Below are 24,583 nucleotides of genomic sequence, written 5' to 3'. Positions count from 1 at the left end.
GGGCCTTCGCCTTGCCGAGTTCGGCGCCGATGATGTCGGCGACGGAGGAGATGACGGTCTGCATCTTCGCCACGTAGAGCTTGCGGGCTTCCTGGAAGAGGTCGTTGGCCTCCTTCGGCATGCCCATCAGCTTGTCCTTGGCCCACTTCGCCGGGCCGAACATGCCTGAGTAGCGTTTGTCCTTGTACTTCTTCATGCGGCGTTTGTGGTCGGCGGTGAACGCGTCCCGGGCCGCTTTCTCCCCTTGTGTGAACGCGGTGTCGACCTGCTTGTCCAGGCCGGAAAGGGTGGCCTCGACGTCCTTCTTCGTGCCGTCGTAGACCTTCTGGAGCTTGGCCGTTACCTCGGCGCGTTTCTTCTCGTCCTTCGACTTCGTTTCGCTCTTCCCGCCGTCGACGTGTTTCCCGGCCGAGGTACGGGTCGCCGTCAAGGCGTTCATGGCCTGGGCCCCGGAGGCCGCCGCCCCGGCCTTCGCGGTCGAGAGCTGGTGGGCTTCGGCTGCTTTGCCCTTGGCGGGGGCCTTCGCGGAGTCCGTTTCCGCGGTCTTCTTCGCGGAGAGGGCCTCGTTGAACTCCGGCTCGTTGCCCTTGGCGAGCTGGTCCTCGGTGACTTCCGCGTCCGCCATGGCCTTGTCGTTGGCGGCCGGGCCCTGGGAGAAGTCCGTGACCGCGGCCGGTTGCTTCTCGGGGATCGCGTCCGCTGCGGACGGGGCGCCCGGGTTGGGCGGTGGCTGGTCGGGGGTCATGGGAGTGACGGGCTTGTCCTTGGCCGCCGATGTGTCCGGCGGGGCCTTGGTCGCCGTGTCGATGTCCTTGGCGGACGTCTCCTTGCCGTCCTTGACCTTTCCGTTGACCTCGCCCTTGATCTGATCGGCCTTGCCGGACTTGGAGAACTTGTCGGCCTGGTCGAGGTTCTTCGGGGCCTGCGCGTCGATCGCCTTGTTCACCGCGTCGATGAACGCCTGCTTGTTGAACTCGCCGGGTTTGGCGGCGTTCATCTTCTCGGCGTTGGCCGCCTTGCCCTGGGCCTCCTTGTCGTCGGGGGGTGCGACGGCCGCGTCCTGTGCCGACTTGGACTCGGTGGCGGCAGGGGCGTGTGCGGCCAGGCGGATCTTCTTGGCCGCCACGTCGGACTTGACCTTGCGGAAACCGGCAGCCTGGGCCGGGGACGGCTTTACCGGGGCGGTGTAGCGCTGGGCGACCAGGCGGGAGACGGCGGCGTTGCCCGCCGCGCGTTGCAGGCGTTGCAGGCCGCGGGGGTCCGGGACGGGGCGGTCGCCGGGCGGGCGGTGGGGTGGGGGTGCTTGCGAACGTGACACTTCGGGCGTGAGTGTCACGTTCTCCTGACGGGGGGTGCCCCCACGCCCGGACGCGGAGGCGGGGTCCTTCTCCGGAACCGCCTTCATCCGCCCTCCCGGCCCACCACTTCCCCGGACATTCGGCACTCGACGCACTCCGGCCCTGCCACCGTCCCAGGGTGCGGGGGCGGTGGATCGCGTACGCAGCACGCCGGGACGAGGCCAGGGGCAGCGCCCGCTGGGCCGTACAGCGCGGAAACGTTGCCTGATCGGGCAGCGGCCGGTGCACGGGCGGGCGGCCTTGTGTCCGTTCCCGGTGATCGCGGCTGTCGCGAGAATTGCGGGCGTTCCCCGGCCAAGGAGAGACTTACATGCCGTCGTACCTGTCCCCGGGCGTCTACGTCGAAGAGATCGAGTCCGGATCCCGGCCGATCGAAGGGGTGGGCACCTCGGTCGCCGCCTTCGTCGGCTTCGCGCAGAAGGGCCCGTTCGACGAGCCGACGCTGATCACGAACTGGAGCCAGTTCGCCGGCACGTTCGGTGACTTCGTCGACGGCACGTATCTGGCATCCGCCGTCTACGGGTTCTTCGCCAACGGCGGCGGCGTCTGTTACGTGGTGCGCATCGGTGACGGTACGGAGCCCCCGGCGGAGGACGGGAGCAACGGGGCCGCCGGGCAGCTGCCCGCCGGATCGGAGACGCAGCTCGGGCCGTACGCGGTGAAGCCCCGCCCCGGTGTGGCCGGTGAGATCACCGTCGAAGTGGCCGAGGTGGAGGGGGACGATCCGCCCTCCGACGTCTTCCAGCTGATCGTGAAGCGGGACGGGCAGGTCGCGGAGACGTACCCGGGCGTCACGACCAAGCGCAGCAAGGAGAACGTCGCCACCCGGGTCAACGCCAAGTCGGAGCTCATCGAGATACGGGAGTCCGGGCGTGGCGCCGCGCCCGCCAGGCCGGAGCCGCAGACCGTCACCCTGGCCCCCGCGGCGCCCGCGTCCCCCGGAGCCGGGGCGCTGACACCCGAGGTGTACGTCGGCGACCCCGACCGCCGGACCGGGCTCGGCGGGCTCGAAGCCGTCGAAGAGGTCACCACGATCGCCGTGCCGGACCTGATGAGCGCGTACGAACGCGGGCTGCTGGACCTGGAGTCGGTCATCGCCGTGCAGCAGGGGCTGATCAGCCACTGCGAGCTGATGGGTGACCGCGTCGCCATTCTCGACCCGCCGCCCGGACTGAGTCCGCAGCAGATCCGCGCCTGGCGCACCGACCGCGCCAACTTCGACTCCAAGTACGCCACGCTCTACTACCCCTGGATCAGGGTCGCCGACCCCTCCTCGGGGCGCGCGCAGCTCGTCCCGCCGAGCGGTCACATCGCCGGGGTCTGGGCCCGCAACGACGAGTCGCGCGGCGTGCACAAGGCCCCCGCCAACGAGGTCGTACGAGGGGCGGTCGCCCTCCAGACCCAGCTGACCAAGGGCGAACACGACCTGCTCAACCCGATCGGGCTGAACTGCATCCGGTCCTTCCCCGGACGAGGCATCCGGGTCTGGGGGGCGCGCACGCTGGCCTCGGACCCGGCCTGGCGCTACCTGAACGTCCGGCGCCTGTTCAACTACCTGGAGGAGTCGATCCTCGCCGGGACGCAGTGGGTCGTCTTCGAGCCGAACGACGACGCCCTGTGGGCCCGTATCCGGCGCACGGTCTCGGCGTTCCTGGTCAACGAGTGGCGCAAGGGAGCGCTGTTCGGACTCACGCCGGAAGAGGCGTTCTACGTCAAGTGCGACCGTGAGACCAACCCGCCGGAAAGCATCGACGCGGGTCAGGTCATCTGCGAGATCGGGGTGGCACCGGTCAGGCCGGCCGAGTTCGTCGTCTTCCGTCTTTCCCAGCTGACCGGGGGTACCGGAGGCGTCGACGAATGACCGCCGGAAGCCGGGCCGAGCCGTGCGGACGAACCGTGGTCCGCTGAGCCGTAAAGGAGTCTGTTGTGCCACTTCCCGATCTCGACAGCACCGTCGGGGCCTCCTTCGGCCTCGAATTCGACAGCGTCGTCATCAAGCAGATCACCGAGGTCAGCGGTCTGAAGATGGAACAGGACGTCATCGAGCTGAAGCAGAACACGGCCGACGGCCGCTACGCCATCAAGAAGCTCCCGGGCCGGCCGAAGGCCGGTGAGGTGACCGTGACCCGGGGTCTCACCGAGGACAACAGCTTCGAACGGTGGATCAAGGACTCGCGGTTCGGCCGGATGACGGCGGCCCGCCGCAACGGTGCGGTGATCGTGTACGACCACGAGGGCATCGCCATCAAGCGCTACAAGCTCATCAACGCCTGGCCGAAGTCCTTGGAGATCGGCACCCTCAAGGCCGGTGACACCTCGGTCCTGACGGAGAAGCTCGCGATCACCTACGAGAGCATGGAACTCGACTGATGCGACGTACGGCTCCGGCGGAGGCCCTTGAACGGCCGGACGCGCACCTCCCGGTCGGCGGGAGCGGGCGGTCCGGTCAACGGGATTCGCTCCGTACCGAGTTCACCTTCGAGCTGCCGCGCGGTTACGTCGACGATGCGGGCGTCGTGCACCATACGGGCGTCATGCGCCTCGCGACCGCACGCGACGAACTCGTGCCGCTACGGGACGACCGGGTGCGGGAGAACTCCGCGTACCTCTCGGTCGTGCTCATCGCCCGGGTCGTCACCCGGATCGGCACGATCGACGACATCCACCCCGGCATCATCGAGGACCTCTTCGCCTCCGACCTGGCCTTCCTCCAGGACTTCTACCGGCGGATCAACGCCGAGGGACACACCCGCGCCGCCGTCACCTGTCCGTCCTGCCAGGAGGAGTTCGCGGTGAATCTCGCCGGTGGCCGCCTGGGGGAATCGTGACGTACGCGGCCGACCTGCTCTACGAGGAGGTCGCGTACCTCGCCTATCACTTCCACTGGCCGCTCGATGAGCTGCTGGACCTGGAGCACCCGGAACGACTGAGGTTCGTCGCACAGATCGCTCGCCTCAACGGGCAGTAGCGAACAGCGCAGGGAGGGCGGGAAAATCCATGGGCCTGATGTCCTGGCTGCGCGGTGGCGGGCGCACGGAGACGAGTACAGGTACGCGTGCGGGTACGGAGGCGGGCAGCGCCGCCGCTCCGCCGGCCATGCCGCGCGAACGGGCCGATCTGGCTGAATTGCCGCCCATCCAGCGGACCCTGGGCACTCAGGATCTGGTCATCGACCCCTCTGGATTCCAGGGATCGCTCTCCACCCGGCAGGACGCCTCGCTCGGGACACCCCTCGGGCATCTGGTCAGCCCGGACGCGCCCACCGGGCTGGTGCACGGGATCACCGCCCCGGCCGCCCCGGTCACGGTGGACCGTCCGTCGCCGATGCAGCGGTCCGTGGAGCGTTCGGTGGAGCTGCCGGTCGGGGCCAGGGCCGTTCCCTTGTCCGTCCCTCTGTCCGTGTCCATGCAGCGCGTTGTTCCGGGTGATGCGCCCGCGATGACGTCGGCCGGGGAGTCGGCCGTGGCGGAGTTGCCGGTGCGCCAACTGGTGGGCGAGCAGCCTCTTGTGGCGGCATCCGAATCGGTTGCGCCCGAGCCTGCTACTCCGGCCCCGTTGCCGTCACCGCCCGTTCAGCGATCGGTGATGTCGCCGCCCGCCTCCGGCTCGGCCCGGCGCACGCCCGGTCTTGGCGCGCCCATGTCCGCACTGCCGCCAACGGCACAGCGACAGGCCACCGTTGACGCTCCGGGTGCGGAGTCCGGGGTGATTCCGGTTGCCCGGTCCGTGGCGGACGATGGGGCCGGTGAGACAGGTGAGGTTTCCGAGGCCGCCCAGGTGCCCGTAGCCCCGGAGCCGGAACCCGACTCCGGTGGGCCCACCGCGCCGCTGCTCGGCGACTCCCCCTTGCTCCCCGCCGCGTCGGACTCCACATCGCCGACTCCCAAGCCGGCAGTGCAGCGGACTCCCGCCGTGCCGCCGCAGGCTCCCCTGGCGCCGCCCCCGACCACCGCTCCGGTTGCGCCGCTGCTCGCCGACCGGCCCGTGACGCTCCAGAACGGGCGCAGTGGTGGGTCGGGGGTCGTACAGCGTTCCGCAGTGGACGAGGTGACACCGTCTCCACCGGCCGGCGGGGGGCCGGTGCCGGGGCCCCGGCCGGGTTCCGGGCCGGTGTCCCCGGCCGATGCCGTTCCGGTGCGCTGGACGTCCGGCGGGGCGGGTGCGCCGTCGATGGCGGCGGCGACCCCGTCCGTACCGGCGGCGCTGCAACGTACCGTCACGGCTCCGGGGCAGGCGGCGGGTGCGTCCTCCCCGCCGCTTCCCGCCCTTCAGCGTCAGGCAACCGGGGGGCCGCCGGTGCCTCGCTCATTGCCGGGTTCCGGTAGCCGCACCGCACCGTCCGCCGCCCACACTCTCTCGGCGCCCTCCGCGCCCCCCTTCACCTCGGCCGGTTCGGTCGCCGTGGCCGCCGGGGTGGCGCAGCGGATGGCCGACGGCAGTGTCGTCTTCGGGTCGCCGCCCCCGCCGTACGCGCCACCCGTCGTCCAGCGCGAGACGGAGACCGAGGAGCCGCCGCCACCGGATCCGCCCCAGGAGGCCGCGCCCGAACCCGACCCGGAGCCCCAACCGGAACCCGGACCCGCGGCCGAGGGCCACGGCGCGCCCGGCCCTCCCGCCCACGGTGCCGCCCCCGGTGGAGCGCCCGTCGTCACCGACGAGCTGGTACGCGCCCTGTATCCGCCGCTCAGCAGGCTCTTCAAGGCGGATCTCCGGCTGGAACGCGAACGAGCGGGATTTCTCATCAACACCAGGCACTGAGGTCCACACCAGGCACTGAGGTCCACACCAGGCACTGAATCGAGAGGTACGCGCCATGGCCACCGCCCAGGACAACGATCCCGCCGTCAGCGTCTGCTTCGTCGTCACGATCGACGACATCGAGCTCGGGTCGTTCAACACATGTGACGGGCTGGGCTGTGAAGTGGTGCTCGAAACACGTGAGGAGGGCGGCAACAACGGGCATCTGTGGCAGCTGCCGACCCGCCTGAAGTACTCCAACGTGAAGCTGTCCAGGCCGCTGACGAAGGAGACCGAGAAGGTGGCCCGCTGGTTCGCCACCATGACGACCGGGTTCAGCCGCAAGACGGCGCACATCGAGGCGCGGACCGGGGACGGGCAGAAGGTGGCCCAGTGGGGGCTGCTGGAGGTCGTGCCCGTCCGCTGGACCGGCCCCTCCTTCACCCCCGAATCGCCCAAGGTCGCGATGGAGACGATCGAGATCGCCCATCACGGCTACGTGATGGAGGGCTGACCGTCGTGAGTGGTGCGGGTCCCATCGCGTTCAGCGCCGCCGGCACGTCCGGGGCGTCGGCGGGGGCGAAGGCGGGCAAGGGAGGTTCGGCCCGGCCCAAGCTGGAGCACGCCTACCTGGAGTTGCGGACGCCGCCGACCGGCGGTGGCCTCACGCCCGGCGGCCCGTGCGGGCGGATCGACTTCCAGTTCAACCCCAAGGAGCTGAGCCTCACCAAGGCCGCCTCCTGGAAGCGTAGTCCGGCCAAGGGCGCCAAGAGTTCGGGTCCGCCGGAGTACCAGGGCTCGCAGCCCAGCAAGCTCACCGTGGAGATGTTCTTCGACGCCAGCGACACCCAGGACACCCGCGTGGTGACCTCGGTGGAGCAGCTCTTCGCGTGCTGTGTGCCGACGAACGAGACCCGTCAGCAACAGCGTTCGTCGCCGCCGTGGGTCGTCTTCCACTGGGGCGGGCTGACCGGGTTCCCCGGCTACGTCAGCCAAGTGCAGGCGAAATACACCCTGTTCACCACGTCGGGTGTGCCGATCCGGGCCGTCTGCCAGGTGACGATGGAGGAGATCAGCGGCGACACCCCCGGACAGAACCCGACGTCGGGCGCCCTCGCGGCCCGCCGGGTGCACCGGCTGGGCGCCGGGGACTCGCTGCCCTCGCTCGCCCAGCGCGAGTACGGCGACCCGGCCGCCTGGCGGGTGATCGCGGAGGCGAACGGGATCGACGACCCGATGCGACTGGCCCCCGGACAGCAGCTGCTGCTCCCCGCGCTCGACGAGCTGTCCCGGCTCGAAGAGACCCGGGACAGGGGGCGGTCCTGATGGCGCAGCCGGGCGTCGCGACGGCGCTGGTGGTGGAGTTCGGCGGCCGCCCACTGCCGCCCAAGTTCGTGAACACGCTGGTCGAGGGGTATGTCGACGACAGCCGGACACTCCCCGACCTGTTTCTCCTGCGCTTTCGCGACCCGGATCGGGTGCTGCTGGAACAGACCGGGCTGAAGATCGGCAGCGAGGCCCGGCTGCTGGCCCGCGCGGGCGGCGACACGGCACCGAAGCCGCTGCTGAAAGGGGTGGTCACCGCCCTGGAGGTGGAGCTCGACGATACCGGTACCTTCACCGTCGTACGCGGGCTCGACGAGTCGCACCGGCTGTTCCGGGGACGCCGGGTGGCGAGCTACCAGAACATGACGCTCACCGACATCTGCTCCCAGGTGGCCCAGCGCGCCGGACTGAAGCCGGGAACGGTCGACGTGGCGGGCCCCGTACTCGAACACATCGCCCAGCCCAACGTCACGGACTGGGAGTTCGTGCGCGATCTCGCGGAGGAGGCGGGCGCCCAGGCGTACGTACTCGACGGGCAACTGCACATCACCCGCCCCGCGGAGGCGAGCGGCGCACCGGACGGCTCGGCGCGGGCCGACCGGAATCCGCTGGTCCTGGAGATGGGCAGCAACCTGCTGCGCTGCCGGGCCGGGGTGTCGTCCGCGGAACAGGTCTCCGAGGTCGAGGTGCGGGGCTGGGACGTCAAGACCAAGCAGCCGCTCGTCGGGCGGGCGCCCGCGGGGAAGTCGGCGACGCTGGATCTGGGAGTGAGCGCGGCCGAGGTGTCCGCGCCGTTCGGCGAGGCGCGTTTCGTGGTCACGGACGCGGCGTACGGGGCGCAGGCGCAGGTGGACCAGGCGGCGAAGGCCCTGGCGGAGCGGATCGCCGGATCGTTCGCCGAGCTGGAGGCGGTGATCCGGGGCAATCCGGAGGTGCGGGCGGGCAGCACGGTGGCGCTCAACGCGGTGGGGGCGCCCTTCGAGGGGCGGTACACGGTTACGTCGTCGCGGCACGTCTTCGACCCGGTGCGCGGGTACGAGACCTGGCTCACGGTCTCCGGGCAGCAGGAGCGCTCGTTGTTCGGGCTGACCGGCGGAGGGCCGGGTTCCGGCGGGTCCGGCGCAGGGTCCCGTGGCGGGTCGCGGTGTGCGGGGCTGGTCAGCGGGACGGTCACGGACACCCACGACCCGGAGGGCTCGGGCCGGGTCAAGGTGCGGTTTCCGTGGCTGTCGGACGAGTACGCGAGCGACTGGGCGCGTACGGCCCAGTCGGGCGGGACGAGCGGCGGCGAGGCGTTCATCCCCGAGGTCGGGGACGAGGTCCTGGTGGGGTTCGAGCACGGGCATCTGGACCGTCCGTACGTCCTCGCCGGTCTGTACAACGGGAAGGACCGGCCGTCACAGGGCAGCGGCGGTGGCGGCGGGAACGGGAGCGGCGGCGGAGTGGCCGCCGCGGTGGCCGGCGCCGTGGCCGGCGACCCGGCCACATCGGCCGCCACCTCCGAATCCGCCCCGGGAACCCCGCTGGTGGACCCGACCAGCGGTGCCGTCAACCGCCGCTCCCTCGCCTCCAAGAGCGGAAACCAGCTGGAACTCCTCGACGACGCCAACGGACCGCAGGGCGTACGCCTGCTCACCGGCGACGGAAAACTGAAGATCGACCTCGACAGCAGAGGCACCGTGATCGTGATCAACAGCGACGGCAGCGTGAACATCGAGGCCAAACAGCAGGTGTCCATCAAGGCGGCCCGCGGAGTCGCACTCGACGGCGGGCAGGGAACGCTCGAACTGAGCGGCGACAGCGTCACGTTGACGTCCCGCAGCGGAGTGCGGGTCGACGGCGGGAACGGCGAGGTCAAGCTCTCCACCGGCGGCACGGTGGACGTCCAGGGAGCCCAGGTCGCCGTCAACGGAACACAGCGGACCGATATCAAGGGCGGCAGCTCCCTGGCCATCAACGCGCCCCTCGTGAAGATCAATTGACGGCGCGCAAGGATCGAGCCCGCTGCACGCGACCAATGAGAGGACCGGACTTCCATGTCAGCAGCCGCGGCGCCGGCCGCACGGGTCGGGGACCCCACCGGACACCCGGGCAAGGTCGAGTCGCCCGGTGTCCCGTCCGTGCTCATCGGCGGCCTCCCCGCCGCCACGGTCGGCACCCCGCACGTGTGCGCGTCGCCGCCGCCCGCGGTGCACCCGCCGTCCGCCCTCGCACCGCCCGGCAGCACCTCGGTGCTGATCGGCGGGCAGCCCGCCGCCCGCGTCGGGGACCTGGCCGCCTGCGGCTCACCCGTCGTGTCCGGTTGCCCGACGGTGCTGATCGGAGGCTGAGCGTCATGGGCCAGCAGTTCATCGGCGCGGGCTGGGCCTTCCCGCCGCGTACGGACGCCACCGGCTCCATCGCCCTGGTGCGCGGCGAGCACGAGCTGGAGGAGTCGATCCGGCTGATCCTCGCGACCTCACCGGGCGAGCGGCCCATGCGGCCGGAGTTCGGCTGCGCCATCAACGACTACGTGTTCGCCCCGGCGGACGCGGGCACGGCCGGTCAGCTCGCGTACGAGGTACGGCTGGCGCTGGACCGGTGGGAGCCCAGGATCGAGGTCACAGAGGTCGTCGTCCGCTTCGACGAGGTCGACAACGGGGTTCTGTACATCGACATCGGCTACACCGTGCGGGGCGCCAACGACCCCCGGAACCTGGTCTTCCCGTTCTATGTGATCCCGCAGCACGAGGAGGGGGACGGCGCGTGACGCTGCCCAGTCCGCATCTGGACGACCGCCACTTCCAGGGCCTGGTCGACGAGGCGAAACGGCTCGTCCAGCAGCGCTGCCCCGAGTGGACCGACCACAACGTGTCCGACCCCGGCGTGACCCTCATCGAGGCCTTCGCGACCATGGTCGACCAGCTCGTCTACCGGGTGAACCGCGTGCCGGAGAAGAGCTATCTGACCTTCCTCGACCTGATCGGGGTCCGGCTGCACCCGCCCACGGCCGCCCACACCGATGTGACGTTCCGGCTCTCCGCGCCGCAGCCCGAACCGGTGCGGGTGCGGGCCGGTACGGAGGTGGCCACCGTCCGTACGGAGACCGAGGAAGCGGTCGTGTTCACCACCGTCCGTGAACTGTCCGTCGTTCCGTGCGAGTTCGCCCACCTCGCCATCTGGCCGACGTCCGGCGATGCCGCCGACCGTACGGAGGAACTCACGCTCGGCCGGGCCGTCCCCTGCTTCGGCACGACGCCCACGCCCGGCGACGCCCTCTATCTGGGCCTGTCGGCCGCCGTTCCGTCGGGCGTCGTCGTGCTGCGGCTGGACTGCGCGGTCGAGGGCGTCGGCGTGGACCCGCTGCGACCGCCGCTGCTCTGGGAGGCCTGGGACGGCAACGCCTGGACGGTCTGCGAGGTCGAGAAGGACGAAACCGGCGGCTTCAACCGGTCCGGGGAGCTGATCCTGCACCTTCCGGAGGGCCACACTCCGGCCGTCGTCGTGCGCCGGACCGGTGGCTGGCTGCGCTGCCGGCTGGTGGAGGCCGCCCCCGGGCAGCCCACCTACATGGCGTCCCCGGTGGTGCGCCGGATCACGGCGTTCACGATCGGCGCGACCGTCGGGGCCATCCACGCCGAGACCGTCACCGAGGAGGTGCTCGGCCCGGCCGAGGGCGTACCCGGGCAGGCCTTCACGGTGAGCCGCCCACCGGTCGTCCCCGGCGAATTCGTCGTCGAGGTCGCGGATCCGGCGGGGGGCCCGCAGGGCACGGAATGGACCCGCGTCGACGACTTCGCGCACTCCGGCCCCGACGACCGGCACATCACGCTCGACCCGAACTCGGGGCGGGTCGAATTCGGCCCGGCGGTACGGGAGCGGGACGGCTCCGTCCGCCACTACGGCGCGGTGCCGCCGAAGGGCGCCACCGTACGCGTCCGTTCGTACCGAACGGGCGGTGGCCTGCGCGGCAACGTCGCGCGCTCCACGCTCCGGGTGCTGCGCAGCGCCATCCCGTACGTGGCCCGGGTGGAGAACCGGCGGCCCGCGCTCGGCGGCGTCGACGGCGAGACGGTGGACAGCGCACGGGTGCGCGGGCCCATGACGCTGCGGACCCTGCACCGGGCCGTCGTACCGCACGACTACGAACTGCTGGCCCGCGAGGTCGCCCCCGACGCGTCCCGGGTCCAGTGCATCCCGGCCGGCGGGGACTCGGACGTCGAGGCGGGCGGGGTACGGCTGCTCGTCGTGCCGGCCGGACGCAGCGACGAGCAGGGCCGGATCCAGTTCGACGAACTCATCCCGCCGCAGCACACCCTCGCCCTGATCGCGGGCCATCTGGACGAACGGCGGCCCATCGGCGCCCGGTTGGTGGTCGAACCGCCCTACTACCAGGGCGTCACCGTGGTCGCCTCGGTCCAGGCCCGCCGGGGCGTCGTGCTGGAACGGGTACGCGAGGAGGCGCTGGCGGCCCTGTACAGCTACTTCAACCCGCTGAGCGGCGGACCGGGCGGCGAGGGCTGGCCGTTCGGCCGGCCGATCCAGTCGGGCGAGGCGTTCGCCGTCCTGCAACAGGTTCCGGGCGTGGACCTGGTGGAGGACGTACGGCTCTTCCCCGCGGACCCCGTGACCGGGCAGCGCGGCGAACCGACCACGAAGATCGCGCTGGACCGGCACGCACTGGTCTTCAGTTATGAGCACCAGCTCCGGGTACAGGAGGCCTGACCGTCATGCGTACAGCCGTGAACGGCCTGCCGACACCGCATCCGCTGATCGAACAGCTCCCGGCGGTCTACCTGGAGCAGGACTTCCTGCGACGGTTCCTCGCGGCGCTCGACGAGGTACTCGCCCCGGTCCTGCTCTCCATCGACAATCTGCCCGCCCACCTCGATCCCCGCAGCGCGCCCGAGGACTTCCTTTCCTGGCTGGCCCAGTGGGTGGCCGTGGACATCCGCCCGGACCACCCGGCCGAGCAGCGGCGCGCGACGGTACGCGGCGCGGTCGAGCGGCACAGCAGGCGCGGCACCCGGCGCGGTCTCGCGGAGGCGGTTTTCCTGGAGACCGGGATCGAGCCGGACATCGTGGAGAGCGGTGGTACGGCGTGGTCGTCGACGCCGCACACCCAGTTCCCGGGCGGCCCGCGGCCGTGGGTGACGGTCCGGGTGCGGGCCGCACAGCCGTACCAGGTCGACCGGGTGCGGCTGGAGGAGCTGATCCGTACGGAGATTCCGGCGCATGTGGGCTTCGACCTGGAGGTCTCGTGATCTGCGAGGCGTGCGGACAGAGCAATGCGCCGGGGACCCAGTTCTGCACGTCGTGCCAGGCGTTCCTGGAGTGGGAGGGGGCGGGGGACAGGTCTCCTTCTGCCGCCTCTGTTACGCCAGTTACGCCGGCCACGCCTGCTGCGCCCGTCTCCGCGCCCCAACCGCCACGGGGACCTCAACCGCCAGTGGGGCCTCAGCCCCCACTTGGACCCCAACCGCAACCCCAGCCCCAACCCCAACCGGCCTTCCAGCCCCCCGTCGTGCCGACCACTCCGACCACTCTGACCGCGCCGACCACTCCGACCGCGCCGACCACTCCGGCCGCGCCGGCCGCCCCGCGTCGTCCCGGAGACGAGCCGGACGAGTCGGTGCCCGGGCCCGAGGTGCTGCCCGACGTACCCCCGGGCCCCCCGCACACACCCCCGGGCCCGCCTCCCGCCACTCCCGTCCGCTGCCCCAACTGCGGCACGGAGAACGACCCGGACCGCACCCTGTGCATCCGCTGCGCACTGCTCCTCGACCCGGGCCCGCCGCCCGAGATCCGGCCTCCGTGGTGGCGCCGGATCCTCCGCAGGCGACCGCGCCAGGCGCCCACCGCCGGTACCCGGCCACGACGCAGACTGTGGCGCCGCCCCCGCCTGACCCTTCCGATCCTGCTGATCGTGGTGGCGTGCGGCGTCTGGTTCGCTCTTCCGCATCTGTCCGGCTGGTTCGGCTTCGCCAAGGACGAGACCGGAACGCCCGAGGCGGTGCCGCCCACCCGGTTCCGGGCCTCCAGTACGGCTCCGGGCCACCCGGCGGGTGCGGCGTTCGACGGCTTCAACAACCGTTACTGGGCGCCGTCGGCCGCGGGCCCGGAAACGGGGGTGGGCCAGTACCTGGAGTGCGACTTCGAGCAGCCGGTACGGGTGCTGAAGCTGGTGGTCTTCTCCGGTACGTCGACCAAGATGGACGAGTTCCTCACCCAGGCCCGCCCGGCCAGGATCACCGTCCAGCTCACCTCCGCCGACGGAACCCGGGTCACCAGGAAGCTGAGAGTCAAGGACCAGCCCGGCCAGCAGACCTTCGACCTGCGCGGTTCGGAGATCGTCCGGGCCCGGCTCACCACCGACACCACCTACGGAGCGGGCAAGGACCGCCGACTCGCCGTCGCCGAGATCGAGTTCTTCGGCCGCAGACCGTGAACTCGTAACCCCGAGCCCGTAACCCTGGACCCGGATTCCGGTGAGGTTCTCCTCGCGCCCTCCTAGAATGCGTACGCCTGTGCCCTCGCGGGTACGGCCGTACGGCCCGCTCGGCGGCGTTCCCCCGTGATCGGAGTCCTTCATGACCGCAGGTTCAGATACGCCCGTGTCCCGGATCGACACCAGCAGGCCGCACCCGGCACGGGTGTACGACTACCTCCTGGGCGGCAAGGACAACTACCTCGTCGACCAGGAGGTCGGCGAGAAACTCCCCGAAGTGGCCCGGCGCGCCTGCCGGTTGAACCGGGCGTTCATGCACCGCGCATCGGCCTGGGTGGCCGGGACGGGCGTCGACCAGTTCCTCGACATAGGCACCGGAATCCCCACCGAGCCGAACCTGCACCAGGTCGTCCAGGCGGTCAACCCGGCGGCCAGGGTCGTGTACACCGACAACGACCCGATCGTCCTGCGGCACGCCGAGGCCCTGCTGACCAGCACGCCGGAGGGCGCCACCTCGTACATCGAGGCGGACGTCCGCGACCCGGAGACGATCCTCGGGCACGCCCGCGAGATCCTGGACTTCAGCAGACCCGTCGCGCTGTCACTCATCGCGCTGATGCACTTCATGGCGGACGAGGAGGACCCGTACGGCATCACCCGGCACCTGGTCGGCGCCCTGCCGGCCGGCAGCTACCTGATGCTCTCGCACGGCACCGCGGACTTCCTGCCGGCCGAGCTGTCGGACCGGATCAGCGGTACGTACCGGCAGGGCGGCATGACGCTGCTCGCCCGTAACCGGGCCCAGGTCGAGCGGTTCTTCGAGGGGCTCGAATTCGTGGCCCCCGGATTGGTGTCGGGCCCCGAGTGGTACAAGGACACGGAGGCTCCGGAGTACGAGCCCAATGGCGTGTACGTCGGGGTGGCGCGGGTCCGCTGACCCGGGCGGCGCCACGGGAGCCGGCCCCGCGCCAGTACCGGGCCCGGCGCCGGGAGCCGGCGCCGCGCGGACTTCCGGCGTCAGTCCCTGCCCAGGCCCACCAGCGCGTCCGCGTGGGCGAGACCGCTCTCCTCGACTACCTCGCGCACACTCTGCGCCTCCCGCACGAGCGCGAACCGCACCTGTCCGTCGGTGCCGGTCCGGTAGCCGTAAACAGCGGGTCTGGGCAGCGAGTTGTACGAGAAGTGCGACGAGAAGTAGTACGCCCCGGTGTCGTACAGCGCCACCACGTCGCCGGGCTCGATGACGGGAAGCTCGCGCGCGGCCGCCGTGAGGTCCCCGGCGAAGCAGCAGGGACCCGCGACGTCGACGATCTCGGTCGGGCCCTGCTTGGGGCGGCCCGCGGCGTCGAAGACCCCGACGCGCAGCGGCCAGGATTCGGGCATGAACACGGTACGGGCGGCGACCTGGGCCCCCGCGTGCGTGACCGCGATCTGCCGTCCCCCGGCGGACTTGGTGTATTCGACGACCGTTCCGATCGTTCCGCTCTTGGCGAGCAGGGAGCGTCCGAACTCGGTGACCAGGGTGTAGCGGCCGTCGAACAGCCCGGGTACGGCGCCGCGGAGTTCGGCGACGTAGTCGGCGTACGTCGGCCGGTCGTCCTCGTCGGCGAAGTTCACAGGCAGGCCGCCGCCGATGTCGAGCCCGGTGATCCGGGCGTGGCCGAGCTGGGTGTTGATGCGTTCGGCCAGTTCGTAGGCGGCGCGGATGCCCTGGGCGATGAGCGGCAGCGGGCAGCCCTGGGAACCGACGTGCGCGTGCAGCCGGTTGAGCCAGGGCCGGCGCGCGAAGGCGTCGATCACCGCGTCGACGGCCCCCGGATCGCGCAGCGCCACACCGAACTTCGAGGTCGCCGTCGCGGTGCTCATCGCACCGATGGCCCCCGCCCCCACCTGCGGGTTGACCCGCAGCCCGATCGGTCCGACGGGTTCCCGGCCGGCCAGCAGGCGGTCCACCCGGGCCAGCTCCTGGAAGTTGTCCAGATTGATCGCGATGCCATGGGCGAGGGCCGTCTCCAGCTCCTCGACCGTCTTCGCGGGGCTGTCGAAGACCAGCCGGTCGTACGGAAATCCGGCCGCCAGGGCCTGTTCCAGCTCGCCGGGCGAGGCCACCTCGCAGCCCATCCCCGCATCCGCGAGCAGCCGGAGCACCGGCACCAGGCCGCACGCCTTGGCCGCGAACGTGTGGTGCACGGTCGCCGGACCGTCGAACGCCTCGTGCAGCGCGTCCACCGCGGCCAGCACAGCGTCGACGTCAATAAGGCCGACGAGGGGGGCGCCGGGGCCGAGCAGCCCGTCCTCGACGGCACGTACGAGCGCCGTCTCACGGGCGCTGCCGCGCTGATGGGCCGAACCGGAAGTCACGTGGACCACACTCCGTAGGTCGGTCGTGCACTGCGTCCGTCGGGCGGCAGGCCGTCCCGCACAGTTTCGGTGTGCGAGCGGCGGGCCGTCCCGCACAGCTTCGGTGAGCGAGGCCCGGTATGTCTTCGTCAGGGGCGACCACGCGGGACCGGTCCGGCTGTGCCGTCCGACAGCGGAACGATCACCATGATCGCCCGGCGGGCCCGTCCTCAGCCTGCCCGCCGGGCGAGCCGCAGACCGATGTCCGCCAGCAGCCGTACGGCGGGGTCGGCCAGATCCACGCCGAACAGGTCCCGGGCCCGGCGCAGCCGGTACCGCAGGGTGTTGGGGTGCACGTTGAGGCGTTGCGCGGCCCTGCCCGTGTCCCCGAACGCGTCGAGGTGGGCGGCGACCGAATCGCCGTACTGCGAACCGTGCACCCGATCGTGCTCCACCATCGCGTGCACCGGCCCCGACAGCGACTCCCACAACGGTTCCACCCCGTCGAGCAACCGCAGCAGCGCCGCGTCGGCGCCCACCTCCGCGTACCCGGCCACCGCCGACACCACCTCGGCGGCCGGCAACGTGGCGGCCCGCTCCTGCAGCACCCGCACCACCAGTTCCGCGGCCTCGCGCGACGCGGGCAGCCCCGACAGGTCCGCCACCACCGGCCCGACGCCCGCGAACACCGCACTGCGCGGCACCGAGCGGACCGTCGCCAGCAGGGCGCGCGCCGGATCGGCCTCCCCGTCCCCGGCGGGCACCAGGACGTACAGCCGTCGCCCGGACCGCGCGGTCACGCATCCGGGCCGGTACGCGGCGGCCCGCAGCGCGAGTACGTCCAGCACCCGCTGCCCGGCGGCGAAGGCCGCACCGGAATCCTGGCTGTCGTGCGCCTCGGCGACCAGCACCGCGTACGGGCGGCCCGGCGCGACGCCGACGTCGTGTGCGGCCCGGACGCTCCCCTTCAGGAGCGCGTGCACCGCCTCCTCGCGCGCTCCGGCCGCGGCCCGGCCCCACGTCCGGTGGTGGAGGAGGTGGGGCACGGCGGCCCGGGCAGCCGTGCGCAGCGCCGCCACCGCGTCCTCGGCGAGCGGCCGGCCGTCGGCGGCGGCCCAGATGGACCCGAGCACCTCGGACCCGTGGCGCACAGCGATGGCCAGCCGCTCGGCGGACCGCTCGTCGGCGGGGCGCCGCACCACGTCGTCGGTGCCCCAGAGCGCCTGGAAGAAGCCGCTCTCGCGGAGTTCGACGACCCGCCAGCGAGGGACCTCCTGGCCCAGGATCGTCAATCGCCGCATCGGATCGGGCTCGTGGTCCATCCGCGAGTACGCCAGCACCCGCGACTGCGGATCCTCGATCGTGATCGCACCGCCGACCAGGTCCGCCACGGTATTGGCCAGCCCCGAAAGGTCGCCGAGCCGCAGCCCGTCCGTCCCGGCCGGCCCGTCCGTCCCGGCGCACCGGGCGGGGGCGCTGTGCACCAGAGCCGTCCGCAACTGTCCGAGCACCTTCGTCCACCGCTGCTCCGGCCGCCGGGTCAGCAACGCCGTACGGCCCCGGCCGGCCGCCTCCACCAGCGCCGTCCGCGGCCCGCGACCGCCCCGTCGCAGCACCACGGCCGCGGCCCCGGCCCGCTCCGCGTCGCGCAGCACGTCGATCGCGTCGGGCGAGGCGACCTCCACCCCGATCGCGAGGAGGATGGCCCCGGGCGCCGCCCAGGCATCGTCGTCGTCCCGTTCCTCGTCGGGATCGTGCAGCACCACGTCGGCCACCGGCACACCGGTACCACGCGGCGCGACGACGACATCGAGCATCCCGGGTGCGATCAGCCCGAGAAGCTGCTCCAGCGAGGGCCACGCGTCGTGCCGGTCCGGTTCATGCGCAGGCATCCACCCATCATGGTCGGCGGTCCCCGACGTGAGCCACTACTGGGCGCGGAGCCCGTCGAACGCGATGTTCAGGTGGCGGGGGCCGCGCAGCACGGCGTTCTGCCGGTACGGGGGCGGATCCTCCACCAGGCGGGGGCCGTCGAGCCTGCGGACCAGCGCGGCCAGGGCGAGCTGTGTCTCCAGGCGTGCGACCGTCGCCGAACGCGGCGCGGCGCCGCTCGTGGGGGCGCCCGGTGGAGTGATCGGCGGGGTCGCCGGGGAGCTGCAGCGCGAGCACGGTGTGGACCTGGCGCCGGGGCAGCGCGGTGCGATCGGCGGTGGCGTGGTCCAGCAGGACCTGTTTGGAGAGCGGCGGCCGGTCGTACGGTTCATGGGGTTCGTCGCCGATCAGCGTGAGCGAACCGGCGAAGCCCTCCTATCGCCTGCACCGGACACGCGGTGGCGGCACGCATCACCTGCCGTCCAGGCCTCGCGCACGCAGGAGATCGGGATATTTATCAGGAAAAGGCGACAAACCCCTTGACCTGACTCAGATAGTGAGGAAAATCATCAATACACCAGAAAACCAGAGCGAGCCGCACCATCGGTGAAGACGTTCACTGGTACGCGTGACTAACTCGTGGCTCTGGCCAGGCCCCCGGCAGATCCTCTCGATCCCGGAGTGTTCAGCGACGGCTGAAATTCACGGAACCCCGAAGGACTACCGGGGACTGCATGTGTGTGGACTGTTTCGCGCGGGAGGGCGCACCCGCTCGGGAGCGTCGGGCGGGTGCCGCGCGATCAGGCGGCCGGGGCCGGGTGCGGGCTGCTGGGGCGGGTGCTGGACGGGGTGAATGAGACCAGAACCGAGACCAGGGCGCCGGGTCATGCCTTCCTGACGACGATCGTGTCCGGGACCACCCTCTCCAGGTCGTCCACCTCCGAGGCAAAGACGGTGACCTGCCCCTTCTGCCGGCGTGCGAGGACAGCGAGCACGGCGTCGATTGCGCACTTGTGACCGTGCGGCTCGGCATCGGCCAGGAGGCGTCGGGCCTGGCGGGCCTCGTCCTTTCCGATGTCGGCGACCTTGAGCCGGGAGCGCGGGCGGCCGACACCGGCCTGTTGACCGGACTACGGGAGTACACGTCGGGCGGGAGCGCATCCCCGCGGGCGTAGACGGCTTCTACGTCTGGGCGGTGGCTTCTACGACTGGGCGGTGGCGTCGGACCGCCGCTTCGCCAGGATGCGCCGGCTCCCGCCCGGAGCCGGCCGGGTGGTCATCCCAGTGCGGGGCGTGTGCGGCCTGCGGTGTGTGCGGGCCCCTCCGCTGCGGTGTACCAGAACAGGGCCGCGCACAGGAAGGCCGCTGCTGCGAAGACCAGCGATTGTGTGACGGAGTCCTCCCGCGCGCCGGCGACGAGCGCGCCGGCCGCTGACAGTGCCAGGGCGATGGCCGGCAGCGCATGAGGGCGCCGCGTGACGTCTGGTGCGGCGGCGGGTGGCAGCAACCGGGCCGCGAGGCTGTAGCAGGCGCAGGCCAGCAGTGTGGAGCCCAGCACGTCGCTGGGCCGATGGTGGTAGGTGGCCTGGACGGCGCCGGCGGTGACGGCGAGCCACAGCATGCCGGCCGCTGTCACGTAGGGGCGGATGCGAGGGGAAGCGATGAGGGCGGCGCCGAAGGCCAGCCCGGCAGGGATGGCCACGTGCCCACTGGGGAAGCTGGGCTCGACGAGGCTGACGTGCGCGCCGACCAGGTCGGGGCGGGGCAGGATCACCTTACTGAATGCCTCCGTGCCCCCGAGCGTGACCATGACGACTCCGGCCGCCGCGCAGCCTTGCCACCAGCACCTCCGGACCAGGGTGACGGCCACGATGATCGCCATGCCCACGACCAGGGTGGGCATGGCAGCGTCGTCCAGCGGCGGCAGGGCCGGCGAATCGTAAGCCGTCCCCGACCAGTCGTAGATCCATGCCGGGTTGGCGCCGTTACTGTTGAACAGGGCATTTTCCGCCCGTTGCCCGAACGGGGTGCAGACGGCGATCAGGTAGACCGCCAGGAACCCCACGAGGCACAGCAGAGCTGAGGTCCGTGGCCGTATCGTCCGCGAAGGGCTGCGTTCGGCCGTGGCTCCCGGGACCTCGCCGGGGGTGTCCGGGTGCGTGGACAGGGTCGAGTGATCTTGCTGAGTCATCGTTTTCTCACTATGTCCGTCGGCAGCAGTTCGGTCACGTGCCTCCCCTGGCACGCAATGGGCCGACAGGCTCGGTCGGCCCACCGGGGATCTGCTCCTACTCGAGGAGCGCCTGGCCCTGCTGGCGCTGGGCGGCGATCGCCAGGGCCGGGAGAGGCGCGATCAGGAGGAGGAGAACGACCAGGTCCGGCAGGGATTGCATGAACCAGTTCGGCTGGATGACGATCGCCTGCGTCCGGATGAACGCGAACGCCGCGACGGGGATCAGCCACCGGTAATCCCCGGTGGCGGCCGTCGCCACCCACGCGGCGATCAGCGCGACGACTTCGAGGGCGAACAGGCCGCGTTGGAAGGCCGGGCTGATGGAGATGATGTGCAGGCCCCCGGCCACGAACATGGCGAGCACGACGGGCACCAGCCAGCGGTACGAGTGGCGTCGCAGCCGGCTGGGACGGCAGACCACCAGCACGGCGCACGCGGTGCACAGTGCCCCCGACAGCACCAGGTCACGGGCCGTTATCGGGGCGCCCAGCCCGTAGTAGCCCAGGCCCACCTTGCCCTCGTCGCCGAAGAACGTATTGCTGTTGAACGTGGCACCGACGTACATCATTGCTGCTGAGGCCGGCAGGGCGATCCACGGCTTACCGCGCAGCAGGGCGATCAGGCAGACCAGCGGAAGCAGCCCGTAGGGCAGGAGCCGTGTCCGCGTGCCAGGACCTTGCGCCCACGGGTACCAGCCGGAGAAGTGGAAGGCGATGGCATGCCGGCCGGGATCGATGTGCAGTCCCCAGTGCCAAACATCCTGCAAGTACGGCACCAGCGCCAGCGCGGCGAGGACGAGAGCGGTCAGATGGATGCCGTCCAGCCACCACGGCTGGGCCGTGTCGACGACGCCACGGGCGCGGGCCTGCATCCCGGCACGCGCCAAGGCCACGACCTCCCGCGGCGGGGGCCAGGAACGGCCGGGATACGCCTCGGCCAGGCAGCCCAGCAATTCCTCACCCTGCCGGGAACGGTAGGGCTTGGGATAGGCCGCAAGCAGCAAACGGTTCATGCCGGGGCCGCTCCGACATCCCGCGAGCGTCCGATGACGACGGCCGCCGCCTGCTGCATCCGCAGCGCCTCCCGGCCGAGCGCCTCGGTGCCGTCCTCCGTGAGCCGGTAGTAGCGCCGCGCCCGCCCGTCCACGATCTCCTCATGGCCGGCGGCCACCAGCCCGGCCCGCTCCAACCGCTCCAGTGCGCCATAGAGAGTGCCGACAGCGATCCGGAGCCGTCCGTCGGTGGCCTGTTCGGCAGCCTTGATGATGCCGTAACCGTGCAACGGCCCGTCCATGAGCGCGGCAAGGATGAAGTACTGCGGTTCCGTCAAGGACTGGTTCTGCCTTGTCATGCGTCGAGCATATATCGAGCTACGAAATATATCTGCCGGCCCTGGGTGATCACGGCAGCGCCTCCATGCCCGCAGCGAGCGTCACCCTCCCCCGGCCGGGGGCGCGACGGCGGTCTCCTCGACGCATCCGCGCGGCATGGGCGGATGCTCGCCGCGATCCGGTCCGGGCCGCCCTCTTCGGGCCGAAGCTCGCAGGCAACTGCGTGACTGGTGCGAGGCGGCACGGCCGCTCACTCTTGTCCGCCATCTGCTTTGTAATGCAAAGCGCATGGCGGGCTGCCGACTCCCTCACCCGCGACGGCGCGCAGGCACTGGACGCCGAACTCCGTGCCCTGCGCGCACTGGTCCGTCGTCTGGAAACTCCCCGCCCCAGGCCCGCGCACCCGACACATGACCACCGCTTCAGGAGTTCGGCCGGATAGCTGTCATCCCTGCACGCGCCACGGCCTTCGGCGCTGCCGGCGGCCGCCCAGCGCTGCCGTTGTGCGCCGTCGTTGATGTCAGCCGTGGATGTCAACTGCCCCTCGATGCGAACTACAGGCAGGACGGTCGCTGGGGTCTGCCCGCCTGGTCAGTCGGTCATCCGGGGCTGGTGACGGTCGGCTGCGGCCGGTGGGGTTGCTGTACTTGCTGCTGTACTGCTCGTGGTAGTCACTGCCGCTATTCGCCTGGTGGGATACGCACGAAGCCCTCGGTCCAGGTGTCTTCATCGAGTTCGTAACCGTCGAGGACGAAGCACTCCGGCTCGTCCCGGAAGCCCGGCAGCAGTTGGGCTCGCTTCATGCGCTCCTCTGCCCGCTCCCGTGTCGAGTAGATGCCGAGCAGTTTCACGTCGTCGCCGTCCTGCTCGTCGATGAAGACGCCGCACTCGTCGACATGAACGGTCGAGTGGTTGTTGCCGGCCTCGTTCTGGTGGCCAACATGCCAAAGCGGGTAGACGATCACGCTCCCGAGGCTATAGGCGCATGAGTTGAGTCAAGTCCGCTGGGGTTGCGGTACGGCGCTGCTGTACTCCTACGGTGGCTCGGTGGTCTTGCCGCTCCGGCGAGGCATCCCGCGGTAGATCACCCAGAGGCTGACCAGAGCAAGCACCGCCCCGCCGATGGGCCAGCCCACGGACCCTCTATCGCGGTAGTCCCTGATGCCGATCGCAAGAAGGAGGGCGAACAGGGGCAGCCCTGCCCAGTCGAGGGCCCTGTTCAATCTCGCGGGAATCGAAGGCTCGTTCACAGCTTGATCCTGACAGGCACTTGTGTCCTCCACCAGATGCGAACGCACGTCAGGCGCAGCCCAATGGCGAGGAGCGCAGGATCTGAACCTGTGGCCTCATCCGTATCAGGTCGATCACGGCGGCTCGGAGTGCTGGGCTGAACGGCCTTCTGCCTGGGTCTCCGGGCCGCAGAGGTTCAGCGCTGACCGCCGAATTTCGCTCCTGTTGGTGTCGGGTACTGGTGTCAGAGACACCACTGCTGGACTTGACGACTGACCCGGCCGGCGGCACGGTCCGAGAGCCATGCAAGCGACCTACTGCGCTCATGGGGGCTGTGATCGGCCCGCGCTGCCACGTAGTCTCGTTCTCTTCACACGGCAAGGACGGGGGCGTTCACTCGATGGCGAAGCCGGTACGTGCAGCACTGGGGGATGTCTGGCTCAAGTGCCTGGTCTGCCAGGGTGACCTGTTCCGAGAACGGGGTGTCCTGCTCAACAGCACTGGGATGGAGTTCCTGAAGTTGGCCTGGGCTGACGAGAACGCCACGGGCCTGATCTGCTGGCGGTGCGGATACGTGCACCTGTTCGCCAACAAGGACATCAAGCTCTACCGAGCGGATAAGTGACGGAGATGTGTCCCTTTAGGCCGCTTCATCGAGAAGACCGGTACCTCATCCGGCACCACCACGAACCGCTGTGTGCTGACCAGTAGGACCGCTTCTGGTGCGAGGTTGGACGGTTGCCGGCGTGACCTGCCGCGACCCTTTCTGGGCCAAGTGCAGGCGTACCTCCCGTTGTTGCTGATTTCCCGTGATTCCCCGTCGGTTCTGGTACGGGAGTGGCACGGGCGCCGTTACCAAGGCCGAAGTGACCAGGGCTGTCCGCGAGATGGAGAGGGCCCGGGACGACAGGAAACTCCGGAAGCCGGGCAAGGGCTGGACCGTATAGAGCCGGCTTGAGTACTGGGTCGAGAACATCGCCAAGCCGTACGTCTGCGAGAACACGTACGACGGGGACGAGGTCGACGTACGAGTCCACCTCGTCCCCGGCCTGGGCGCTCACCGGCTCGCCCTGGCTCTCGGTCTGCGGCAGGGGAAAGCGCTGGGCCCGCACCGGGAAGACGTGGACCTCGACGCGGGGTACGTCCGCATTCGGAAGAACCGGCTGCGGCCGGAATATTGGCACGGGTGCGGCGAGGCTCCGTGCGGCAGGGCGGCGGCCGGCTACTGCACGCGGCGTGAGCAGATCCGGCGTGAGCACAAGACCACCAAGTCGCGCGCCGGACGTCGCACGGTGGGGCCGCCCGATCCGCTGATCAAGTTGCTCTGTCACCACCAGGAGGAGCAGGCAAAGGAACGGGCCGTGGCGGGTGCCGACCGGGAGGGCAAGGGGTACGTCTTCGCGTCCCCGACCGGTGGGCCGCTGAGCCCCAACACGGACTGCCACGCGGAAACGACCGCTGCGTGACGCGTGCGTGACGGTCGGCTGCATGACGCTCGTCACACCGCCGCGACCGTGCTTCTCCTCCTCGGTGTTCCGGAAGTCGTCGTGGACGCGATCACGGGCTGGGAGGCCGGGGGAGCGGCCCGGATGCGGGCGGGCCCGGTACATCCACATCACCGGTCCCATGCTCCGCAAGGTCGCGCAGCAGTCGGGGACGCGCTCTGGGAGCTGCCGAAGACCGACTGAGACCACCAACGTCGAAGGGCCCCACCGCAAGCGGTGGGGCCC

24 protein-coding genes and 2 pseudogenes are annotated in these 24,583 nt (G+C 70.8%); 17 read left to right on the top strand and 9 right to left on the bottom strand.

Features of this window, described 5'->3' with window-relative positions:
* Window positions 1–1,318: pseudogene (locus ACFU8Q_RS20060) on the bottom strand (hypothetical protein); the annotation flags it as partial.
* Between the two features lie 350 nt (window positions 1,319–1,668).
* Here ACFU8Q_RS20060 and ACFU8Q_RS20055 point away from each other — a divergent pair.
* The 14 genes from ACFU8Q_RS20055 (at window position 1,669) to ACFU8Q_RS19990 (ending at window position 14,785) form a co-directional block, all read left to right on the top strand.
* Window positions 1,669–3,219, top strand: coding sequence for a phage tail sheath family protein (locus ACFU8Q_RS20055; RefSeq protein WP_384455516.1), 1,551 nt, complete (start codon window positions 1,669–1,671; stop codon window positions 3,217–3,219).
* Between the two features lie 65 nt (window positions 3,220–3,284).
* Window positions 3,285–3,728: a phage tail protein gene (locus ACFU8Q_RS20050; RefSeq protein ID WP_072488539.1), complete on the top strand. Its 444-nt coding sequence runs from the start codon at window positions 3,285–3,287 to the stop codon at window positions 3,726–3,728.
* Window positions 3,728–4,186 carry a hypothetical protein gene (locus tag ACFU8Q_RS20045; RefSeq protein ID WP_384455514.1) on the top strand — a complete coding sequence of 153 codons (459 nt, stop codon included), beginning with the start codon at window positions 3,728–3,730 and terminating at the stop codon, window positions 4,184–4,186. The genes ACFU8Q_RS20050 and ACFU8Q_RS20045 overlap by 1 nt, the downstream gene beginning before the upstream one ends.
* Window positions 4,183–4,326, top strand: coding sequence for a DUF6760 family protein (locus ACFU8Q_RS20040; protein ID WP_093896703.1), 144 nt, complete (start codon window positions 4,183–4,185; stop codon window positions 4,324–4,326). Before ACFU8Q_RS20045 ends, ACFU8Q_RS20040 begins: the two co-directional genes overlap by 4 nt.
* A 29-nt stretch (window positions 4,327–4,355) precedes the next feature.
* Window positions 4,356–6,116 carry a hypothetical protein gene (locus ACFU8Q_RS20035; RefSeq protein WP_384455511.1) on the top strand — a complete coding sequence of 587 codons (1,761 nt, stop codon included), beginning with the start codon at window positions 4,356–4,358 and terminating at the stop codon, window positions 6,114–6,116.
* 55 nt (window positions 6,117–6,171) lie between these two features.
* Complete coding sequence (locus ACFU8Q_RS20030; protein WP_093549687.1) at window positions 6,172–6,609, top strand: phage tail protein; 438 nt, start codon at window positions 6,172–6,174, stop codon at window positions 6,607–6,609.
* Between the two features lie 5 nt (window positions 6,610–6,614).
* A complete protein-coding gene (locus ACFU8Q_RS20025; RefSeq protein WP_384455509.1) occupies window positions 6,615–7,421 on the top strand; it encodes a LysM peptidoglycan-binding domain-containing protein in 807 nt (268 codons plus the stop codon).
* Window positions 7,421–9,403, top strand: coding sequence for a VgrG-related protein (locus tag ACFU8Q_RS20020; protein ID WP_384455506.1), 1,983 nt, complete (start codon window positions 7,421–7,423; stop codon window positions 9,401–9,403). Before ACFU8Q_RS20025 ends, ACFU8Q_RS20020 begins: the two co-directional genes overlap by 1 nt.
* A gap of 54 nt (window positions 9,404–9,457) precedes the next feature.
* Entirely contained in the window at window positions 9,458–9,751 is a 294-nt protein-coding gene (locus ACFU8Q_RS20015) for a PAAR domain-containing protein (RefSeq protein ID WP_266747449.1), read from the top strand.
* A 5-nt stretch (window positions 9,752–9,756) separates the two neighbouring features.
* A complete protein-coding gene (locus ACFU8Q_RS20010; RefSeq protein ID WP_266747450.1) occupies window positions 9,757–10,170 on the top strand; it encodes a GPW/gp25 family protein in 414 nt (137 codons plus the stop codon).
* The gene (locus tag ACFU8Q_RS20005) at window positions 10,167–12,125 is read left to right on the top strand and encodes a putative baseplate assembly protein (RefSeq protein WP_384455503.1); all 1,959 of its coding nucleotides are present in this window, start codon (window positions 10,167–10,169) and stop codon (window positions 12,123–12,125) included. Before ACFU8Q_RS20010 ends, ACFU8Q_RS20005 begins: the two co-directional genes overlap by 4 nt.
* A gap of 5 nt (window positions 12,126–12,130) precedes the next feature.
* Window positions 12,131–12,664, top strand: a complete 534-nt coding sequence (locus tag ACFU8Q_RS20000; protein WP_384455500.1) for a phage tail protein — start codon at window positions 12,131–12,133, stop codon at window positions 12,662–12,664.
* A gap of 260 nt (window positions 12,665–12,924) precedes the next feature.
* A complete protein-coding gene (locus ACFU8Q_RS19995; RefSeq protein WP_384455497.1) occupies window positions 12,925–13,848 on the top strand; it encodes a discoidin domain-containing protein in 924 nt (307 codons plus the stop codon).
* A gap of 142 nt (window positions 13,849–13,990) precedes the next feature.
* A complete protein-coding gene (locus ACFU8Q_RS19990) occupies window positions 13,991–14,785 on the top strand; it encodes an SAM-dependent methyltransferase (RefSeq protein ID WP_384455494.1) in 795 nt (264 codons plus the stop codon).
* Window positions 14,786–14,865: 80 nt separating this feature from the next.
* Here the strand turns inward: ACFU8Q_RS19990 and ACFU8Q_RS19985 are convergent, their stop codons facing one another.
* The 3 genes and pseudogenes from ACFU8Q_RS19985 to ACFU8Q_RS19975 form a co-directional block, all read right to left on the bottom strand.
* The gene (locus ACFU8Q_RS19985) at window positions 14,866–16,209 is read right to left on the bottom strand and encodes a diaminopimelate decarboxylase (protein WP_384455491.1); all 1,344 of its coding nucleotides are present in this window, start codon (window positions 16,207–16,209) and stop codon (window positions 14,866–14,868) included.
* Window positions 16,210–16,418: 209 nt separating this feature from the next.
* Window positions 16,419–18,080: a PucR family transcriptional regulator gene (locus ACFU8Q_RS19980; protein WP_384455488.1), complete on the bottom strand. Its 1,662-nt coding sequence runs from the start codon at window positions 18,078–18,080 to the stop codon at window positions 16,419–16,421.
* 36 nt (window positions 18,081–18,116) lie between these two features.
* A pseudogene (locus ACFU8Q_RS19975) lies at window positions 18,117–18,278 on the bottom strand (cytochrome P450); the annotation flags it as partial.
* Window positions 18,279–19,079: 801 nt separating this feature from the next.
* Between ACFU8Q_RS19975 and ACFU8Q_RS19970 the strand changes: the two are divergent.
* Complete coding sequence (locus ACFU8Q_RS19970) at window positions 19,080–19,235, top strand: hypothetical protein (protein ID WP_384455486.1); 156 nt, start codon at window positions 19,080–19,082, stop codon at window positions 19,233–19,235.
* A 101-nt stretch (window positions 19,236–19,336) separates the two neighbouring features.
* Here ACFU8Q_RS19970 and ACFU8Q_RS19965 read toward each other — a convergent pair whose 3' ends face one another.
* The 5 genes from ACFU8Q_RS19965 to ACFU8Q_RS19945 all read right to left on the bottom strand — a co-directional run bounded on the left by ACFU8Q_RS19965 (window position 19,337) and on the right by ACFU8Q_RS19945 (window position 22,873).
* Complete coding sequence (locus tag ACFU8Q_RS19965; protein WP_384455483.1) at window positions 19,337–20,251, bottom strand: phosphatase PAP2 family protein; 915 nt, start codon at window positions 20,249–20,251, stop codon at window positions 19,337–19,339.
* Window positions 20,252–20,348: 97 nt separating this feature from the next.
* Window positions 20,349–21,305 carry a hypothetical protein gene (locus ACFU8Q_RS19960; protein WP_384455482.1) on the bottom strand — a complete coding sequence of 319 codons (957 nt, stop codon included), beginning with the start codon at window positions 21,303–21,305 and terminating at the stop codon, window positions 20,349–20,351.
* Window positions 21,302–21,643, bottom strand: coding sequence for a PadR family transcriptional regulator (locus tag ACFU8Q_RS19955; protein WP_384455479.1), 342 nt, complete (start codon window positions 21,641–21,643; stop codon window positions 21,302–21,304). Before ACFU8Q_RS19955 ends, ACFU8Q_RS19960 begins: the two co-directional genes overlap by 4 nt.
* 660 nt (window positions 21,644–22,303) lie before the next feature.
* The gene (locus ACFU8Q_RS19950; protein ID WP_384455476.1) at window positions 22,304–22,588 is read right to left on the bottom strand and encodes a hypothetical protein; all 285 of its coding nucleotides are present in this window, start codon (window positions 22,586–22,588) and stop codon (window positions 22,304–22,306) included.
* Between the two features lie 69 nt (window positions 22,589–22,657).
* A complete protein-coding gene (locus ACFU8Q_RS19945) occupies window positions 22,658–22,873 on the bottom strand; it encodes a hypothetical protein (RefSeq protein ID WP_384455473.1) in 216 nt (71 codons plus the stop codon).
* A 380-nt stretch (window positions 22,874–23,253) separates the two neighbouring features.
* On the opposite strand from ACFU8Q_RS19945, the gene ACFU8Q_RS19940 reads away from it, so the two are divergent.
* Together ACFU8Q_RS19940 and ACFU8Q_RS19935 are read left to right on the top strand one after the other, a co-directional pair.
* The gene (locus ACFU8Q_RS19940; RefSeq protein ID WP_384455470.1) at window positions 23,254–23,478 is read left to right on the top strand and encodes a hypothetical protein; all 225 of its coding nucleotides are present in this window, start codon (window positions 23,254–23,256) and stop codon (window positions 23,476–23,478) included.
* 496 nt (window positions 23,479–23,974) lie between these two features.
* A complete protein-coding gene (locus ACFU8Q_RS19935) occupies window positions 23,975–24,319 on the top strand; it encodes a hypothetical protein (RefSeq protein WP_384455468.1) in 345 nt (114 codons plus the stop codon).
* Window positions 24,320–24,583: the final 264 nt, after the last annotated feature.

Origin of the sequence: Streptomyces sp. NPDC057543, assembly GCF_042801895.1 — a bacterium.
Classification (GTDB): Bacteria; Actinomycetota; Actinomycetes; order Streptomycetales; family Streptomycetaceae; genus Streptomyces.
This window is presented reverse-complemented; position numbering and strand designations above follow the sequence as displayed.

Excerpts from the sequence above, each read along its gene's own strand:
- ACFU8Q_RS20055 (WP_384455516.1), top strand. The coding sequence starts at position 1,669 with ATGCCGTCGTACCTGTCCCCGGGCGTCTACGTCGAAGAGATCGAGTCC.
- ACFU8Q_RS20020 (WP_384455506.1), top strand. The coding sequence starts at position 7,421 with ATGGCGCAGCCGGGCGTCGCGACGGCGCTGGTGGTGGAGTTCGGCGGC.
- ACFU8Q_RS19990 (WP_384455494.1), top strand. The coding sequence starts at position 13,991 with ATGACCGCAGGTTCAGATACGCCCGTGTCCCGGATCGACACCAGCAGG.
- ACFU8Q_RS20015 (WP_266747449.1), top strand. The coding sequence starts at position 9,458 with ATGTCAGCAGCCGCGGCGCCGGCCGCACGGGTCGGGGACCCCACCGGA.
- ACFU8Q_RS20000 (WP_384455500.1), top strand. The coding sequence starts at position 12,131 with ATGCGTACAGCCGTGAACGGCCTGCCGACACCGCATCCGCTGATCGAA.
- ACFU8Q_RS20030 (WP_093549687.1), top strand. The coding sequence starts at position 6,172 with ATGGCCACCGCCCAGGACAACGATCCCGCCGTCAGCGTCTGCTTCGTC.
- ACFU8Q_RS19980 (WP_384455488.1), bottom strand. The coding sequence starts at position 18,080 with ATGCCTGCGCATGAACCGGACCGGCACGACGCGTGGCCCTCGCTGGAG.
- ACFU8Q_RS20010 (WP_266747450.1), top strand. The coding sequence starts at position 9,757 with ATGGGCCAGCAGTTCATCGGCGCGGGCTGGGCCTTCCCGCCGCGTACG.
- ACFU8Q_RS19955 (WP_384455479.1), bottom strand. The coding sequence starts at position 21,643 with ATGACAAGGCAGAACCAGTCCTTGACGGAACCGCAGTACTTCATCCTT.
- ACFU8Q_RS20035 (WP_384455511.1), top strand. The coding sequence starts at position 4,356 with ATGGGCCTGATGTCCTGGCTGCGCGGTGGCGGGCGCACGGAGACGAGT.
- ACFU8Q_RS19965 (WP_384455483.1), bottom strand. The coding sequence starts at position 20,251 with ATGACTCAGCAAGATCACTCGACCCTGTCCACGCACCCGGACACCCCC.
- ACFU8Q_RS20045 (WP_384455514.1), top strand. The coding sequence starts at position 3,728 with ATGCGACGTACGGCTCCGGCGGAGGCCCTTGAACGGCCGGACGCGCAC.
- ACFU8Q_RS19960 (WP_384455482.1), bottom strand. The coding sequence starts at position 21,305 with ATGAACCGTTTGCTGCTTGCGGCCTATCCCAAGCCCTACCGTTCCCGG.
- ACFU8Q_RS19940 (WP_384455470.1), top strand. The coding sequence starts at position 23,254 with ATGGCGAAGCCGGTACGTGCAGCACTGGGGGATGTCTGGCTCAAGTGC.